The organism is Mycobacteriales bacterium (genome assembly GCA_035995165.1).
Taxonomy (GTDB): domain Bacteria; phylum Actinomycetota; class Actinomycetes; order Mycobacteriales; family CADCTP01; genus CADCTP01.
In genome coordinates, this window is sequence record DASYKU010000013.1 from 32,258 (window position 1) to 46,600 (window position 14,343).

Genomic DNA, 14,343 nt, shown 5'->3' on the forward strand with positions numbered 1-14,343 from the left:
TGCCAGCACAGCCGCCCGTCCAGAGAGGAAAGCATGCTGGAAGTCGACGGTCTGACCAAGCGGTACGGCGACAAGGTCGCCCTGCGCAACCTGTCCTTCTCCGTCCGTCCCGGAGAGGTCTACGGGTTCGTCGGTGCCAACGGCGCCGGCAAGACGACGGCGATGCGGATCATGCTCGGCGTGCTGGCCGCGGACGCCGGAGCGGTGCGCTGGCAGGGCGCCCCGGTGACCTTCGAGACCCGGCGGCGGTTCGGCTACATGCCCGAGGAGCGCGGCCTCTACCCGAAGATGCGGGTCGTCGAGCACCTGGTCTACCTGGCCCGGCTGCACGGCCTCGACGCGCCGGCCGCGACCCGCGCCGCCGAGGACCTGACCGAGCGGCTCGGCGTCGCCGAGCGCCGCAATGACGCCATCGAGAAGCTCTCGCTCGGCAACCAGCAGCGCGTGCAGCTCGCCGCCGCGCTCGTGCACTCGCCCGAGGTGCTGGTGCTGGACGAGCCGTTCTCCGGGCTCGACCCGGTCGGCGTGGATGCCCTGGCGGGGGTCCTGCTGGAGCGGGCCCGCGGCGGGGTGCCGGTCGTGTTCTCCTCCCATCAGCTCGACCTCGTCGAGCGACTGTGCGACTCGGTCGGCATCATCAACGCCGGCCAGATGGTCGCCACCGGCACCGTCGACCAGCTGCGCGCCCAGGAGGGCCGCCGGCAGTTGGTCGTCGTGGTCCCGGGCGCGTCCGCGGCCTGGGCCGCGGCGCTGCCCGGCGTGACCGTGGTCAGCGAGCGGCGGGGTGAGGTCGTGCTCGATCTCGCCGACGGCGTCGACGACCAGCAGGTGCTGGCGGCGGCGACCCGGGCCGGCCGGGTCGAGCACTTCAGCTGGCGGCAGCCCACCTTGACCGAGCTGTTCCGGGAGGCAGTGTCCGAGCCCGCCCCGGACGCGAGCGAACCGGTCCAGGACCGGCAGGAGGCGGCGGTATGAGCGGGCGCGAGCGGGGTGCACCTCGAGGCATGGTGCCGCTGGTCCTGCGGCGGGAGATCAGCACCCGGATCCGGGAGCGCAGCTTCCTCATCTCGACGGCGATCACGCTGCTCATCGTCGCGGCGGTCGTCGTCATCCCGACGTTGTTCGACCCCGATGACAACGACGTGACCGTCGGCCTGGTCGGCAACTCCTCGACGGTCCGGCCCGCGCTCGAGCAGGCGGTGACCGTGCAGGGCGCGACCCTGACGATCACGCAGTACCCGGACGAGGCCGCCGGCCGGGCGGCGGTCGACGGCGGCGACGCCGACGCCGTCTTCCTCGGCACCGACCGGGTGCTGGTCGACAAGAAGCTGTCGGGCACGACCGAGCAGGTCGTACAGACCGCGTACCGCCAGGCGGCGGGGGCGGCCCGGCTCACCGCCGCCGGTCTCGACGCCGCCGCGGTCACGCAGGCTCTCGACGTGCCACCGCTCGCGGTGACCGCCCTGAACCCGCCCGACCCGGACTCCGACTCCCGCCGCAGCGCCGCGTTCTTCGGCGTGCTGCTGCTCTACTTCCAGCTCATCGGCTACGGCGTCTGGGTGGCGCTCGGCGTGGTCGAGGAGAAGTCCAGCCGGGTGGTGGAGCTGTTGCTGGCCACGCTGCGCCCGTGGCAGCTGCTCACCGGCAAGGTGATCGGCATCGGCCTGCTCGGGCTGGGTCAGCTGGTGCTCACCGGGCTGGTGGGCATCGTGGCCGCGCTCGGGACCGGCGCGGTGGACGTCCCGTCCGGCATCGCGGGTGTCGCCGGCCAGGTGCTGATCTGGTTCCTGCTCGGCTTCGCCTTCTACGCCTGCCTGTACGCGGCGCTCGCCTCCCTGGTGTCCCGGCAGGAGGAGGTCCAGAACGTCACCGCGCCACTGTCGATCCTGCTGGTCGGCAGCTTCTTCCTGGCGATCACCGCGCTCAACAGCCCCGACAGCGGGCTGGCGCGGGTGACGTCGATCCTGCCGCCGTTCTCCACGATGGTGATGCCGATCCGCTGGGCCGCGGGTGACGTGCCGTTCTGGCAGGTCGGGGTCTCGATGCTGCTCATGGCCGTCGTGGTCGTGCTGCTCATCCGCCTCGCCGGCCGGATCTACGCCGGGGCGGTGCTCCGCAGCGGGCCGCGGGTCCGCATCCGCGAGGCGCTGGCGGCCGGCCGTGGCCGCGATCGCGCGACGACGGGAGTCTGAGGACCGCACGTCACACGTCCCGCCGGTCGAGCACGAACAGGGCCACGCCGAGGAAGGCGGCGAGCCAGCCGGCGAGCACGAGCGCCGCCAGCCAGGTGCTGAGCTGGTCCGGGGAGTCGGCCAGCGGGGGCAGCGTGAGGCTGTCCGAGGCGGCTCCCGGCAGGTACTTCTGGCCGTGGTCCTCCCACCAGTGCGGGAGGAAGGGTGCCAGCACGTACGGGCCGAACAGCAGTCCGAGCAGCGCGGCCACCGAGCCGGCCGCGCTGCGGAGCACGAAGGTGAGCGCCACGCCGATCACCGGGAACAGCGGCGCCCCGGCGGCGACGCCGACGATGATCCGCAGGATCCGGCCGGTGCTCGCGGTCGGCAGGTCATAGCCGGCGAACATGATCCGGGCCACCAGCACCATCCCGGCCACCGCGACCAGCGTCGCCACGAAGGTCACCGCCGCGACCACCACGATCTTCGCCAGCAGCACCCGCTCCCGGCGGGGCGTCGCCGTGAAGGTCAGCGCAGCCATGCGGGACGAATACTCCGAGGACACCGCGGTGACGCCGAGGACGGAGAACAGCGTCCCGGTCAGGATCGTGCCGATCAGCGAGGTCTCCACCGGGCTGAACGAGGCGCGCTCCGCCGCCGGCCACTCCTGCCAGGTGGCGAGCACGGCCCAGCCGAGCAGCGCGGTCGACCCGATACCGAGCACGGTGCCGAGCAGGAGCGTCACGCGGACCGAGCGCAGCGAGGCGAACTTCGTCCACTCCGACGCGAGCGTCGCCCCGAGACCGGGCGGAGACCCGAAGTCGGCCCGGGACCCGGACGCAGCGCGTACGTCGACGTCGGTGCTCATGACTTCGCTCCCGTCTCGACCAGGTCGAGGAAGGCCGCCTCGAGAGTGCCCCGCAGCGGCGTCAGCTCGTGCAGCGTGATGCCAGCCGCCGCCGCGGCGTCGCCGACCTCGGCCGCGGTCAGTCCGCTCACCTCGATCGCGCCGTCCGGCTGGGATCGGATCCGGCCGCCGGCGGCGGCGAGGACGGGGTCGAGCCGGCCGGCCTCGGGCGAGATGACCCGAACCCGGCCACCGCCGTGTCGCCTGGTCAGCTCGGCCAGCGGGGTGTCGGCCATCAGCCGCCCGTCGCCGATCACGAGCACGTGGTCGGCGGTCTCCTCCATCTCGGCCATCAGGTGGCTGGAGACCAGGACGGTCCGCCCCTCGGCGGCCAGCGTCCGCAACAGCACCCGCACCTGCCGGATCCCGTCCGGGTCCAGCCCGTTGACCGGCTCGTCGAGCAGCAACGTCCCGGGCTCGCCGAGCAGCGCCGCCGCCAGGCCCAGCCGTTGCGACATGCCGAGGGAGAACCCACGGACCTTCCGGTCGGCTGCCTCGGTCAGCCCGACCAGGTCGAGGACCTCGTCCACGCGTCGCAGCGGGATCCCGCCGGCCCGGGCCAGCCAGGTCAGGTGCCGCCGGGCCGTCCGGTTGCCGTGCACCGCCTTCGCGTCGAGCAGCGCGCCGACCTCCCGCAACGGCGCCGCCAGCTCCCGGTACGGCTTGCCGTGCACCGTCGCGTACCCGCTCGTCGGCCGGTCGAGGCCGAGGATCAGCCGCATCGTCGTCGACTTGCCCGACCCGTTCGGACCGAGGAAGCCGGTCACCAGCCCGGGCCGGACGTCAAAGCTCACCCGGTCGACGGCCATGGTCTCGCCGTACCGCTTGGACACGTTGCGGACCTCGATCACGACGGTCCTCCGTCGGGTCGCCGGTGAGATGCGGGTTCGTCGTCGATCACGGAGACGACGCTAGGAGCGGACGGGTCTCCGCACATCCGACGTGAGGACCGTCCTGGACCTCCTCCGTAGGAAGGAGGAAGGAGGTCAGACCGTCCGGGGCCGGACCAGCCCGACGTCGTACGCCAGCACGACCGCCTGCACCCGGTCCCGCAACCCGAACTTGCGCAGCACCGCCGAGACGTGCGACTTCACCGTCGTCTCGCTCAACGACAGCCGCGCCGCGATCTCCGCGTTGGACAGCGCCGACGCGACCAGCCGCAGCACCTCCCGCTCCCGCTCGGTGAGCCGGTCGAGCTCGGCCGGCGACGCGGAGGAGCCGGCGGAGCCCGGGGAGCCGGGGGAGCCGGAGGAGGAGGCCGACGCACCGGCCATCATCCGGTCCAGCAACCGCCGCGTCACCGACGGCGCGAGCAGCGCGTCGCCGGCGGCCACCACCCGGACCGCGTCGACCAGGTCGCCCGGCCGCGCGTCCTTGAGCAGGAAGCCGCTCGCACCCGCCCGCAGCGCCGCGAACACCGAGTCGTCGGCGTCGTACGTCGTGAGGACGACGATCCGGGTGCTGCTCCCGGAGGAGACGATCCGCCGCGTCGCCTCCAGCCCGTCCATCACCGGCATCCGGATGTCCATCAGCACGACGTCGGGTCGCAGGTCGGCGGCCAGCGCCACGGCTTCCTGCCCGTCCGCCGCCTCACCGACGACCGACAGGTCGGGACGGGCGTCGAGGATCATCCGGAAGCCGCCGCGGACCAGCGCCTGATCGTCCGCGAGGAGGACCCGTACGGTCACCGCGCCGCCTCCAGCGGCAGTCGCGCCCGGACCCGGAAGCCGCCGTCGGGCATCGGCCCGGCGTCCAGCGTGCCGCCGAGCATCGCCGCCCGCTCCCGCATCCCGGCCAGCCCCCGACCCGGTCCGGAGCCGGCATCGGAAGGCGCGGTCCCGTCGTCGGACACGTCCAGCTCCAGGTCCCCGCCGACGGTCCGGATCGTGACCGACGCGCGAGTCGCCCGGGCGTGCCGCAGCGTGTTCGTCAACGCCTCCTGCACGATCCGGTACGCCGACAGGTCCACCCCCGCCGGCAGATCCAGTCCGGCTGCTCCCTCGCGATGCACCGCGACCTCCAACCCCGCCTCCTGCAGGGGAGCGGTGAGCTCGGCCAGTCGCCCGAGCCCCGGCCGCGGCGCCGATACCGCGCCCAGCAGCTGCCGCAGCTCGCCCAGGGCCTCCCGCCCGGCGGCCTCGATCGAGCGCAGCGCCGTCCGGGCCTGGTCCGGACGGCTGTCGAAGACGTCGTCCGCGGCCGCCGCCTGGACCACGATCACCGACACGCTGTGTGCGATCACGTCGTGGAGCTCGCGGGCGATGCGGGCCTGCTCCTCGCCGACCGCTCGCCGGGACGCCTCGAGGATGGCCTGCCGCCGGCTCCGTACGGCCTCGCCCAGCGCCCAGATCGCCACTGCGACGGCCATCGCGAACCAGACGTCCTCCAGCACCGAGTCGAGCAGCGCCACCGCGGTCAGCCCCAGTACGGCGGCCAGCCCCGGCAAGGACAGCCGCGGCGGCCGGACCACCGTCAGCGACCACATCGCCACCAGCGCCCCGACCGGGAAGACCGCGTACGGCGCGAGCAGCTGGAGGACCAGCCCGAGGACCAGCGTCGCCAGCATCACCCGCACCGGCTCGGGCCGTCGCCAGATCAGCACGGCGCCGGACCCCACCGCGCACACCACCCCGAGCAGCGTCAGCCAGGACCCGTGGTCCTGACCCGGATCGATGATCAGCGCCGTCTGATAGATCCCGACCGCGGCCGGGATGGCCACGTCGAGGACGCGGCGCACAGATCCGGCAAAGCGCGAGGGCACGCCCGGATTATCGGCGCACCTTCTCGTACCGGGCCAGCGCCTCCTCGCGCTCTGCCGCGTGATCGACCATGCGGTCCGGATAGCCGTCAGGAGGTCCGCCCGGCAGATCCCACGGTTCGTGCACGGCGGCGCCCTCGACCGACCGCAGCTCCGGCACGTACCGGCGGACGTAGTTCCCGGAGGGGTCGAACTTCCGTCCCTGCGTGATCGGGTTGAACACCCGGTAGAACGGCGAGGCGTCCGTGCCGCAGCCGGCGACCCACTGCCAGCCGTGGTTGTTCGAGGCGAGATCCCCGTCCACGAGGTGGTTCAGGAACTCCCGCGCGCCCAGCCCCCAGTCCAGGTGCAGGTCCTTGACCAGGAACGACGCGACGATCATGCGGACCCGGTTGTGCACCCAGGCCTCCGCCCGCAGCTGCCGCATGCCCGCGTCGACGATCGGGTAGCCGGTCCGTCCCTCGGCCCAGGCCGCGAACCGGTCCCGGTCCGAGTCCACCTCCATCCGCGTGTACGCCTTGTTCAGGCACTCGCGGGCGGTGCGCGGCTCCTGCCAGAGCACGTCGGCGTAGAACTCCCGCCAGGCCAGCTCCTTGCGGAAGGTCTCCGTCCCCGTCCCGGTACGCCCGGACAGGTCTGCCAGCAGCGTGCGCGGATGCACCGCGCCGTACTTCAGGTAGACCGAGAGGCGACTCGTCGACGGCTTGTCCGGCCGGTTGCGCCCGTCCGAGTAGTCCCGCAGCGCCGACTCGCGGAAGTCCTCCCAGCGCTGCAGCGCCGCCGCCTCGCCCGCGTCCGGCAGCGTGAGCCCGGGCGGCAGGTCGGGATCCTTCGGGATCCCGGTCGAGTCCACCCCGGTCAGCCAGCGGACCTCGGCCTTGGCCGAGTCGGCCGGGGCGCGCCAGCCGTGCCGCATCCAGGCCCGGAAGAACGGCGTGTAGACCCGGAACGGCGTGTCGTCGTCCTTGCGCACCCGCCCCGGCGCGACCGCGTACGGCGAGCCGGTCCGGACCAGCTCGACCCCGTCCGGCAGCGCCTTCTCGACCCTCGCGTCCCGCTCCCGCCCGTACGGGCCGAAGTCGGCGGCGACGTGCACGGACGACGCCTCGACCTCGCGGGCCACCCGCGGCACCACGTTCTCCGGCTTGCCCCGCAGCACCACCAGCCGGTCGCCGAGCGCGTCGTCCAGCTCCCGCAGCGAGCGGTAGAGGAAGGCCAGCCGGGGAGCGCCGCTGGGCTTGCGCAGCGCGTCGTCGAGCACGAACAACGGGAGCACGCCGCCGTCGGCCGACTCGGAGAGGGCCGCGAGCAACGCCGGGTTGTCGCCGATCCGCAGGTCCCGCCGGAACCACAACACGCTGGTCACCGCCGTGACCCTAGGGCGGGATCGCGGCCGGCGCCTGTCGAGGGAACCCGGGGCCCGTCCCGTACGTCCGACGACACATGGTGACGGCCCGACTCCGTGCCCAACTCGTCCTGCTGACCGCGGGCGGGGCGATCCTCCTGTCCGCCTGCGGGAACGCGACCCCGCAATCAGGCGCCGCGCCCGCCCCGGCGAGCCCCACCAGCGCCACGCCGCCGTTCTCGGTCCCGCCCACGGTTCCGTCCGGAGGGGGTGGGGTGCAGCCCGGCCCCACCGGCATCCCGATCGGCACCGGCAAGCCCGTCGTGATCGACGGCATCATCGAGACCGGCGTCGAGCCCGGCTGCAAGGTGCTCAACGCCGGCAACACCCGATACCTCGTCCTGACCAGCAAGGACGTGCCGATGGGCGTGCCCGTCCGGGTCGAGGGAGTGCTCCAGCCCGGGGTTTTGAGCACCTGCCAGCAGGGGACGCCACTGCGGGTGACTAGCGTGAAGCGTCGCTGACCGGCGGCGAGAGCAGCCATAGACCGAGGGAGACGGACTCATGAGCGTGGATCCGGGCTCGATGGAATCGGGGAGCGACCCGCAGGACGCTCTCATGGATCCCGACGAGGAGACGACCCTCGAGGACAACGAGACCTTCGACGACATCGACGAGGGCGACGACTCGACGGACCCCAAGTCCTCCATCTACGACACGAGCTGGGTCCCGGACGACCGCCCCAGCCACCGCACCGACTTCGGCAACACCCTCTCCGAGATGCGCGACGGCGAGTCGCTGGACCAGCATCTGGCCGAGGAGGAGCCGGACGTGCTGGAGCGCGAGCTCGGTGACCCGGTCGACCAGATCGACCCGCCCCGCGGCGAGCTCATCGACACCGACGAGACCACCGACGGCCGCGCCGCCACCGCCGCGGACCTCGAGGACCCCGAGGCCGACCGGCTGGTCGAGGAGGAGGACGGCGACACCGAGGTGCCGACCGCGGACTTCGACGAGCAGGAGCCGCGCGCCGGCCGGCTGGTCGAGCCGGACGAGGGCCTGGAGTCGGACACCGAGAAGGACATGATCGCGTACGACGCGGGCATCTCCGGGGCCGGCGCCTCCGCCGAGGAGGCCGCCGTCCACATCACCGACGAGCCGTAACGGCTAGCGGCCCGGCCGCGGCACCTCCAGCGCCACGTGCAGCTGGTAGCGGTCGGCCCGGTACGTCGAGACCGCGAACTCGACCGGACGATCGCCGACGAACGACCGGCGCTGCAGCAGCAGGACCGCGGCGGCGCCGGCCGGCAGGTCCAGCAGGGCCGCGTCGGTCGGGTCGGCGATGCCGGCCTCGATGGTCTGCTCGCCGCGATCCAGCAGCACGCCGTACGTCGAGGCGAGCAGGTCGTACAGCGACCGGCCCGCCAGCGACTCCTCGGACAGGCCGGGCGCGACCGCGGCCGGGATGTGCGAGCGCTCGACCGCCATCGGGATCCCGTCGGCGGTCCGCAGCCGCTCGATGACGTGAACCTCGTCGCCGGGCGCGATCTGCAGCATCCGGGCCAGGTGCGCGCTGGCCTCGTCGGTCCGCCGGTCGAGGTCGCGGGAGCCGGGCTCCAGCCCGCGCGCCCGCATGTCCTCGGTGAACGAGGCCAGCCGCAGCGGCATCTCGATCTTCGGCCGGGCCACGAACGTGCCCTTGCCCTGCACCCGGTAGAGCCGGCCCTCGGAGACCAGGTGGTCCACCGACTGCCGGACGGTCATCCGGGACAGGCCGAAGCGCGCCGACAGCTCCCGCTCGGACGGGATCGACTGATCGGCATCCAGCTCGGTCTCGACCAGGTCCAGCAGGATCTCCCGAAGCTGCGAGTACTTCGGGACCGGGCTGTGGTGGTCGATCGTGACCTTTCCCGCGGTCTCTCCGGCGGCCATTGCGCCTTCTTCCTTCCCGCGGTTACAGTCGCCGCACTGGTATGGACCGGTCTAGTCCGGAAGTGGACCAGACCACAAAGCACAGTGTCAATGTTCCTGCCCGGGGGAGGTTCCCGTGCATGTGATCCGCGCGCCGCGTGTCGTTGCTGACAGCGTGCCGCTCGGACCAGCCTGCGTCGCCGTTTCCGACGGATCGGTGCTGGGCGTGGTCGCGGGCGACACGTACGGTGGCGTCTCGCCCGATCTGGACCTGCCCTCCGGCGTCCTCGTCCCCGGCCTCGTCGACCTGCAGATCAACGGCTGCTTCGGGGTCGACTTCGTCGCGGCCGGACCGGACGAATGGCGCGACGTGGCCCGGCGGCTGCCGGAGACCGGCGTCACCGCGTTCCTGCCGACGTTCATCACCGCGCCGGTCCCGGATCTGGTCGCCGCGCTGCGCCGGACCGCGGAGCTGCCCGACCTCGGCGGCGCCCGGGTGCTCGGCGTGCACGTCGAGGGACCGTTCCTGGCCCCGAACCGGCACGGCGCGCACGACCCGGACCTGCTGCGCGACCCCACCCCGGACGCGATCGACGCGCTGATCGAGGCGGCGCCCGGCCTGCTGCGGATGCTCACCCTCGCGCCCGAACGGCCCGGAGGCATGGCCGCGGTCCGGCGGCTGGCCGAGGCCGGCGTGCTGGTCAGCGTCGGGCACAGTGACGCCACCGCGGCCCAGGCCGAGGCGGCCGCGGACGCCGGCGCCCGGCTGGTCACCCACCTGTTCAACGCGATGCGCCCGCTGCACCACCGCGAACCCGGAGTGGTCGGGCAGGCTCTGGCCGACGAGCGGCTGACCTGCGGCCTGATCGCGGACCTGCACCACGTGGCCGCGCCGGTCTGCCGGCTCGCGTTCGCCGCCGCACCGGGACGGATCATGCTCGTCACCGACGCGGTCGCGGCCGCCGGGATGCCGCCGGGCACGTACGACCTGGGCGGTCAGCAGGTCTCGGTCGACCCACTGGGCCTGCCCCGGCGCGCGGACGGCACGATCGCCGGCTCCGGGCTGCGGCTGGACGCCGCGATCGCGAACGTCGTCGCCGCCGGGATCGACCTGCGCTCGGCGGTGGACGCGGCCACCCGGCTGCCGGCCGACATCATCGGCCGCCCCGACCTCGGCCGGATCGCCCCCGGCGCCACCGCCGACCTGGTCTGGCTCGGCGACGATCTGACCGCGCGGGCGACCTGGCTCGGCGGGCGGCTCGCGTACGGGCAGGTGCCGGGCGCGGTGGACGGCACCGCCGCACCGAGGCCCGCCGCCGCGCCGAGGCCGACCGCCGCGCCGAGGCCGGCCGCCGCGCCGAGGCCGGCCGGGTCGCCGACGCCGACCGGGTCGCCGATGCCGGCGGGAGCGCCGAGCCCGGCCGGGTCGTCGAGCTCGGCCGCCGAGCGCGCCGCCGCATCGAGCCCGGCCGCCGACCGGGTCGGGCCGTGACGGGTCCGGCCGTGACGGCTCAGCCCGCCGTCGGCACCACCCGGATGCTGGCCGAGATCCGGGAGCAGCCGGCGGCGCTGCGGCGCACCCTGGACGCGCTCCTCCCGCTGGAGCCGGCCGTGGCCGCGCTGGCCGCCCGGACCAGGCAGGTGCTGTTCATCGCCCGCGGCTCCTCCGACGCCGCCGCGCTCTACGGCCGCTACCTCTGCGAGGTCGGCGCCGGCCGGCTGGCCACCCCGGCCTCGCCCTCCGTCGCCACCCGCTACCGCCGCCGGCTCGACCTCGACGGCGTGCTCGCGGTCGCCCTCTCGCAGTCCGGCCGGACCGAGGAGATCGTCGAGACGCTGGCCTGGGCGGCCGACTGCGGCGCGGCCACGGTCGCGGTCACCAACGACGGCGGCAGCCCGCTCGCGGCCGCGGCCGAGCTCGCGCTGGTGACCGAGGCCGGCCCGGAGTACGCGGTGCCGGCCACCAAGTCGTACACGACCCAGCTGGCGGCCTTGGTCGTGCTGGCCCTCGGGCTCGGCGCCGATCCCGCGTTGCGGGACGAGGCCGCGAGAATCCCCGATGCGGTGGCGGAATCCCTCGAATCCGATGTGGACCCACTGGTCGACGCGCTGTCCGATGTGGACGGACTGGTGGTGTCCGGCCGCGGATTCGCCGCCTCCACCGCCTGGGAGCTCTCGCTGAAGGTTCGCGAGACATGCTCGATCGACGCAAGTGGACTGTCCTATGCGGACCTGCTCCACGGCCCGATCGCGGTCGCCGGACCGCGGACGCCGGCCCTGCTGGTCGCGGCCGGCGACGGTCCCGTGCTCGACGGCGTGCTCGCGCTCGCGGACCGGTTGCACGCCGCCGGCGTCCCCGTGTACGCAGTCGGCGGCGGGCCGGAGCTGGCCGCGCGGGCCGACGTCGCCCTGCCCGGCCCGGATCTGTCCGAGCGGCTCGCCCCGCTCGCGCTGGTCGTACCGGGTCAGCGGGCGGTGGAGGCGCTGGCCCGCCGGCTCGGGCTCGACCCGGACGCGCCCGGCGGCTTGAAGAAGGTGACCCAGACCGACGAGAGGCCGGCATGACCACTTCCGTGCACGTGGACTCGCCCACCGAGGGCCGCAACCCCGCCACCGGGGACATCGACCGGCTGCCGACCGCGGACGTCGTACGGCTGATCCTCGCCGAGGACGCCACCGTGCCCGCCGCGGTGGCCGGGGCCCTGCCGGAGCTGGCCCAGGCCGTCGACCTGCTGGTGGCCGTGCTGCGGGGCGGCGGGCGGGTGCACCTCGCCGGCGCCGGCACGTCGGGGCGGCTGGCCGCACTCGACGCCGACGAGATCATCCCGACGTACGGGCTGGAGCCCGGACGCTGGACCGCCCACGTGGCTGCGTACGACGGCGTGGTCGACGGGGAGGACGACACGGTCGCCGGCGCGGAGATCGGGGCGCTGGCCGGTCCGGGCGACGTGCTGGTCGGGGTCACCGCGAGCGGTCGCACACCGTTCGCCATCGCTGCGCTCCGTAGAGCACGCGAACGCGGTGCACGCACAGTGTTGCTCTCCGGAAACCCCTCTGCCGCCGCAGGGTCCGAAGTGGACGTCCACGTCGCGATCCGGACCGGACCGGAGGCGGTGACCGGCTCGACCCGCCTGAAGGCCGGTACCGCACAGAAACTGGCCCTCAACGCGCTGTCCACCGCGACAATGGTCCGTTGTGGACGGACCTGGTCCAACCTCATGGTCGGCGCGGTGGCGACCAACTCGAAGCTGCGGGGCCGCATCGCTGCCGCGCTGGTCGCCGCGACCGGCGAGGACGCCGATGTGTGCGCGGAGGCGGTCGAAAAGGCCGATGGGGACGGCAGAGTGGCGCTTCTCACCCTCCTCAGTGGAGTGTCCATTCCGGTTGCACGGAGTGTTCTTGCTGGCACCGGTGGTCACTTGCGGGAGGCGCTCGACCTGGTTGCGACCCGGGATCCTGCTCCGAACGGGTGAAGTCTGTCCCGGATACGCGTCACGGTGGGTCAGACGTCCTTGACTCCGTCTGTACAGGCCGTAGTCTTCACGCGGCTTACCGGCCGTCTGTCACCCACTAGGGGGTGACACCGGGAAGTCACCGCCTAATCACGGCGCGGAAACACTCGAAGCCGTGAGCCGGGGACCCACTTCTTCCCCTGGGGTGAATCGGCACGACCGCCCGCTCGCGGACGGCCTGCCGTAGGGCGCCTTCCACGCCCGAACCCGTCAGCTAACCCGGTCGGTGGAACTGGAAGACAAGGAGTGCCGCCTCGGTGGCAGTACCGAGACCGTATTCCCGCCTGTCCCGATCCCTTTCTGTTGCTGGTGCGGTGGCCCTGATGGTGGGGTTCTTCGCGACCAGTGGCCAGGCGGCCCCCGGCGCGACCACCCCCTCCGCGCCGACCACCGCCGCACAGGCGATGGCCCAGCTGAAGGCGTTCAACGAGCAGTTCGAGAAGGTCACGGAGCAGTTCAACGACGCTCGGATCCTGCTCGGGAAGCGCACGGCCCAGTCCAAGGCCGCCGCGGCGAAGGCGACGGCCGCCGCCAAGACGGTTTCGGCGTTCCGGGGCCGGATCAAGCAGCTGGTGGCGTCCGAGTCGCGCTCGGACCCGTTCGGGACGTTCGGGGCGATGCTGTCCAGCAGCTCGCCGGGTGACTTCGTCTCCCAGGCGAGCATCATCGACGTCGTGTCGAGCCGCCGCGCGGCGGTACTCACCGAGGCGACCAAGGCAAGCACCGCGGCTGCGAAGGCGGCCGGCGATGCCAAGGCGGCCCAGGCCGCGGCGGCGAAGCTGACCGCCAGCCTGGCCGCGAAGCGGACCGACCTGGCCAAGCGCTCGGCGCAGAGCCAGACGATGTTCAACAAGCTGACCGCGTCGGAGAAGCAGACGTTCCTCGACTCGCCACCGGCGGCCGATCGGGCCTCCCGGGACGAGTCGCGGACGCCGCCGGCCAGCAGTGGTCCGACCGTGAACGTGCCGGCCAGCGGCGGCGCGGCGACCGCGATCGCGGTGGCCCGCTCGAAGCTCGGCAGCCCGTACGTCTGGGCCGCCTCGGGACCGTCCACTTTCGACTGCTCGGGTCTGACCATGTACGCCTGGGCTGCGGCGGGGGTCTCGCTCCCGCACTCCTCCCAGCTGCAGTTCAGCACCGGCCGGCAGGTGTCGGCCTCCTCGCTCCAGCCCGGTGACCTCGTCTTCTACGGGTCCCCGATCCATCACGTGGCGCTGTACGTGGGCGGTGGACAGGTCATCCACGCTCCGCAGACCGGCGACGTCGTGCGGTACGCGAGCGTGGACATGATGCCGATCAGCGGGGCCATCCGGCCCTAGCCAGCTCCACCGTCCACAAAGGACGGGTACGTCCAGCGAGGGTCCGGCCGCGGTGCGCCGGGCCCTCGCAGTACGTCCGACCCCAGGCGTTCGGACCGGCGACGGATCGGGTAGGTCGAGCGGCATGACCGAGCCGGAGGACCAGGACCTGCCCGCGATCACGGAGGCGATGACCGCGGTGGGTGCCGCCCGGACCGCCGAGGAGGCGCTGCGCCAGGCCGCGCACGCCAGCTGGTCCGGCGTCAGCACCGCCGCCGACGTCTACACCGTCTTCGGCGCCGTCGGCTACTCGCTGGAGATCATCCCGGACCTGCTCGACCAGCTCACCGCCTGGCTGGAGAAGCACCAGGATGGCCTGGACGTCTCCGACACCGAGACCAGCGTCGCCGCCCGCCTGGCGGACGTCCGGGCCGATGTCAC

Annotated in this window: 15 protein-coding genes and 1 riboswitch; of the genes, 9 read left to right on the plus strand and 6 right to left on the minus strand. The window is 73.4% G+C overall.

Annotation, left to right across the window (positions count from 1 at the left end; all coding sequences use genetic code 11):
• Nucleotides 1-33: 33 nt before the first annotated feature.
• Complete coding sequence (locus VGP36_02365) at nt 34-975, plus strand: ATP-binding cassette domain-containing protein (protein HEV7653567.1); 942 nt, start codon at nt 34-36, stop codon at nt 973-975.
• A gap of 29 nt (nt 976-1,004) precedes the next feature.
• Nucleotides 1,005-2,192: an ABC transporter permease gene (locus VGP36_02370; protein HEV7653568.1), complete on the plus strand. Its 1,188-nt coding sequence runs from the start codon at nt 1,005-1,007 to the stop codon at nt 2,190-2,192.
• Nucleotides 2,193-2,202: 10 nt separating this feature from the next.
• Here the strand turns inward: VGP36_02370 and VGP36_02375 are convergent, their stop codons facing one another.
• From VGP36_02375 to VGP36_02395, 5 genes are all read right to left on the minus strand, one after another.
• Nucleotides 2,203-3,039: an ABC transporter permease subunit gene (locus VGP36_02375; GenBank protein ID HEV7653569.1), complete on the minus strand. Its 837-nt coding sequence runs from the start codon at nt 3,037-3,039 to the stop codon at nt 2,203-2,205.
• The gene (locus VGP36_02380; GenBank protein HEV7653570.1) at nt 3,036-3,929 is read right to left on the minus strand and encodes an ATP-binding cassette domain-containing protein; all 894 of its coding nucleotides are present in this window, start codon (nt 3,927-3,929) and stop codon (nt 3,036-3,038) included. The genes VGP36_02375 and VGP36_02380 overlap by 4 nt, the downstream gene beginning before the upstream one ends.
• A 135-nt stretch (nt 3,930-4,064) precedes the next feature.
• Nucleotides 4,065-4,766 carry a response regulator transcription factor gene (locus tag VGP36_02385; GenBank protein ID HEV7653571.1) on the minus strand — a complete coding sequence of 234 codons (702 nt, stop codon included), beginning with the start codon at nt 4,764-4,766 and terminating at the stop codon, nt 4,065-4,067.
• Complete coding sequence (locus VGP36_02390; GenBank protein HEV7653572.1) at nt 4,763-5,815, minus strand: sensor histidine kinase; 1,053 nt, start codon at nt 5,813-5,815, stop codon at nt 4,763-4,765. The genes VGP36_02385 and VGP36_02390 overlap by 4 nt, the downstream gene beginning before the upstream one ends.
• Before the next feature lie 31 nt (nt 5,816-5,846).
• Nucleotides 5,847-7,202 carry a deoxyribodipyrimidine photo-lyase gene (locus tag VGP36_02395; protein HEV7653573.1) on the minus strand — a complete coding sequence of 452 codons (1,356 nt, stop codon included), beginning with the start codon at nt 7,200-7,202 and terminating at the stop codon, nt 5,847-5,849.
• Between the two features lie 254 nt (nt 7,203-7,456).
• On the opposite strand from VGP36_02395, the gene VGP36_02400 reads away from it, so the two are divergent.
• Both VGP36_02400 and VGP36_02405 read left to right on the plus strand, forming a co-directional pair.
• Complete coding sequence (locus VGP36_02400; protein HEV7653574.1) at nt 7,457-7,705, plus strand: hypothetical protein; 249 nt, start codon at nt 7,457-7,459, stop codon at nt 7,703-7,705.
• Between the two features lie 40 nt (nt 7,706-7,745).
• Nucleotides 7,746-8,345: a DUF5709 domain-containing protein gene (locus VGP36_02405; protein HEV7653575.1), complete on the plus strand. Its 600-nt coding sequence runs from the start codon at nt 7,746-7,748 to the stop codon at nt 8,343-8,345.
• A 3-nt stretch (nt 8,346-8,348) separates the two neighbouring features.
• Here VGP36_02405 and VGP36_02410 read toward each other — a convergent pair whose 3' ends face one another.
• Nucleotides 8,349-9,113 (minus strand): GntR family transcriptional regulator, encoded by a 765-nt coding sequence (locus VGP36_02410; GenBank protein ID HEV7653576.1) that lies wholly within the window; start codon nt 9,111-9,113, stop codon nt 8,349-8,351.
• A 154-nt stretch (nt 9,114-9,267) separates the two neighbouring features.
• Here VGP36_02410 and nagA point away from each other — a divergent pair, with 154 nt between their 5' ends.
• The 5 genes from nagA to VGP36_02435 all read left to right on the plus strand — a co-directional run.
• Entirely contained in the window at nt 9,268-10,584 is a 1,317-nt protein-coding gene (gene nagA, locus VGP36_02415; protein HEV7653577.1) for an N-acetylglucosamine-6-phosphate deacetylase, read from the plus strand.
• Between the two features lie 11 nt (nt 10,585-10,595).
• Nucleotides 10,596-11,657 carry an SIS domain-containing protein gene (locus VGP36_02420; GenBank protein ID HEV7653578.1) on the plus strand — a complete coding sequence of 354 codons (1,062 nt, stop codon included), beginning with the start codon at nt 10,596-10,598 and terminating at the stop codon, nt 11,655-11,657.
• Nucleotides 11,654-12,565, plus strand: a complete 912-nt coding sequence (locus VGP36_02425; protein ID HEV7653579.1) for an N-acetylmuramic acid 6-phosphate etherase — start codon at nt 11,654-11,656, stop codon at nt 12,563-12,565. The genes VGP36_02420 and VGP36_02425 overlap by 4 nt, the downstream gene beginning before the upstream one ends.
• Before the next feature lie 112 nt (nt 12,566-12,677).
• A riboswitch (cyclic di-AMP (ydaO/yuaA leader) is annotated at nt 12,678-12,848 on the plus strand.
• A gap of 79 nt (nt 12,849-12,927) precedes the next feature.
• Nucleotides 12,928-13,923, plus strand: coding sequence for a C40 family peptidase (locus tag VGP36_02430; protein HEV7653580.1), 996 nt, complete (start codon nt 12,928-12,930; stop codon nt 13,921-13,923).
• A 124-nt stretch (nt 13,924-14,047) separates the two neighbouring features.
• A partial coding sequence (locus VGP36_02435) for a hypothetical protein (GenBank protein HEV7653581.1) occupies nt 14,048-14,343 on the plus strand: 296 nt, incomplete at its 3' end.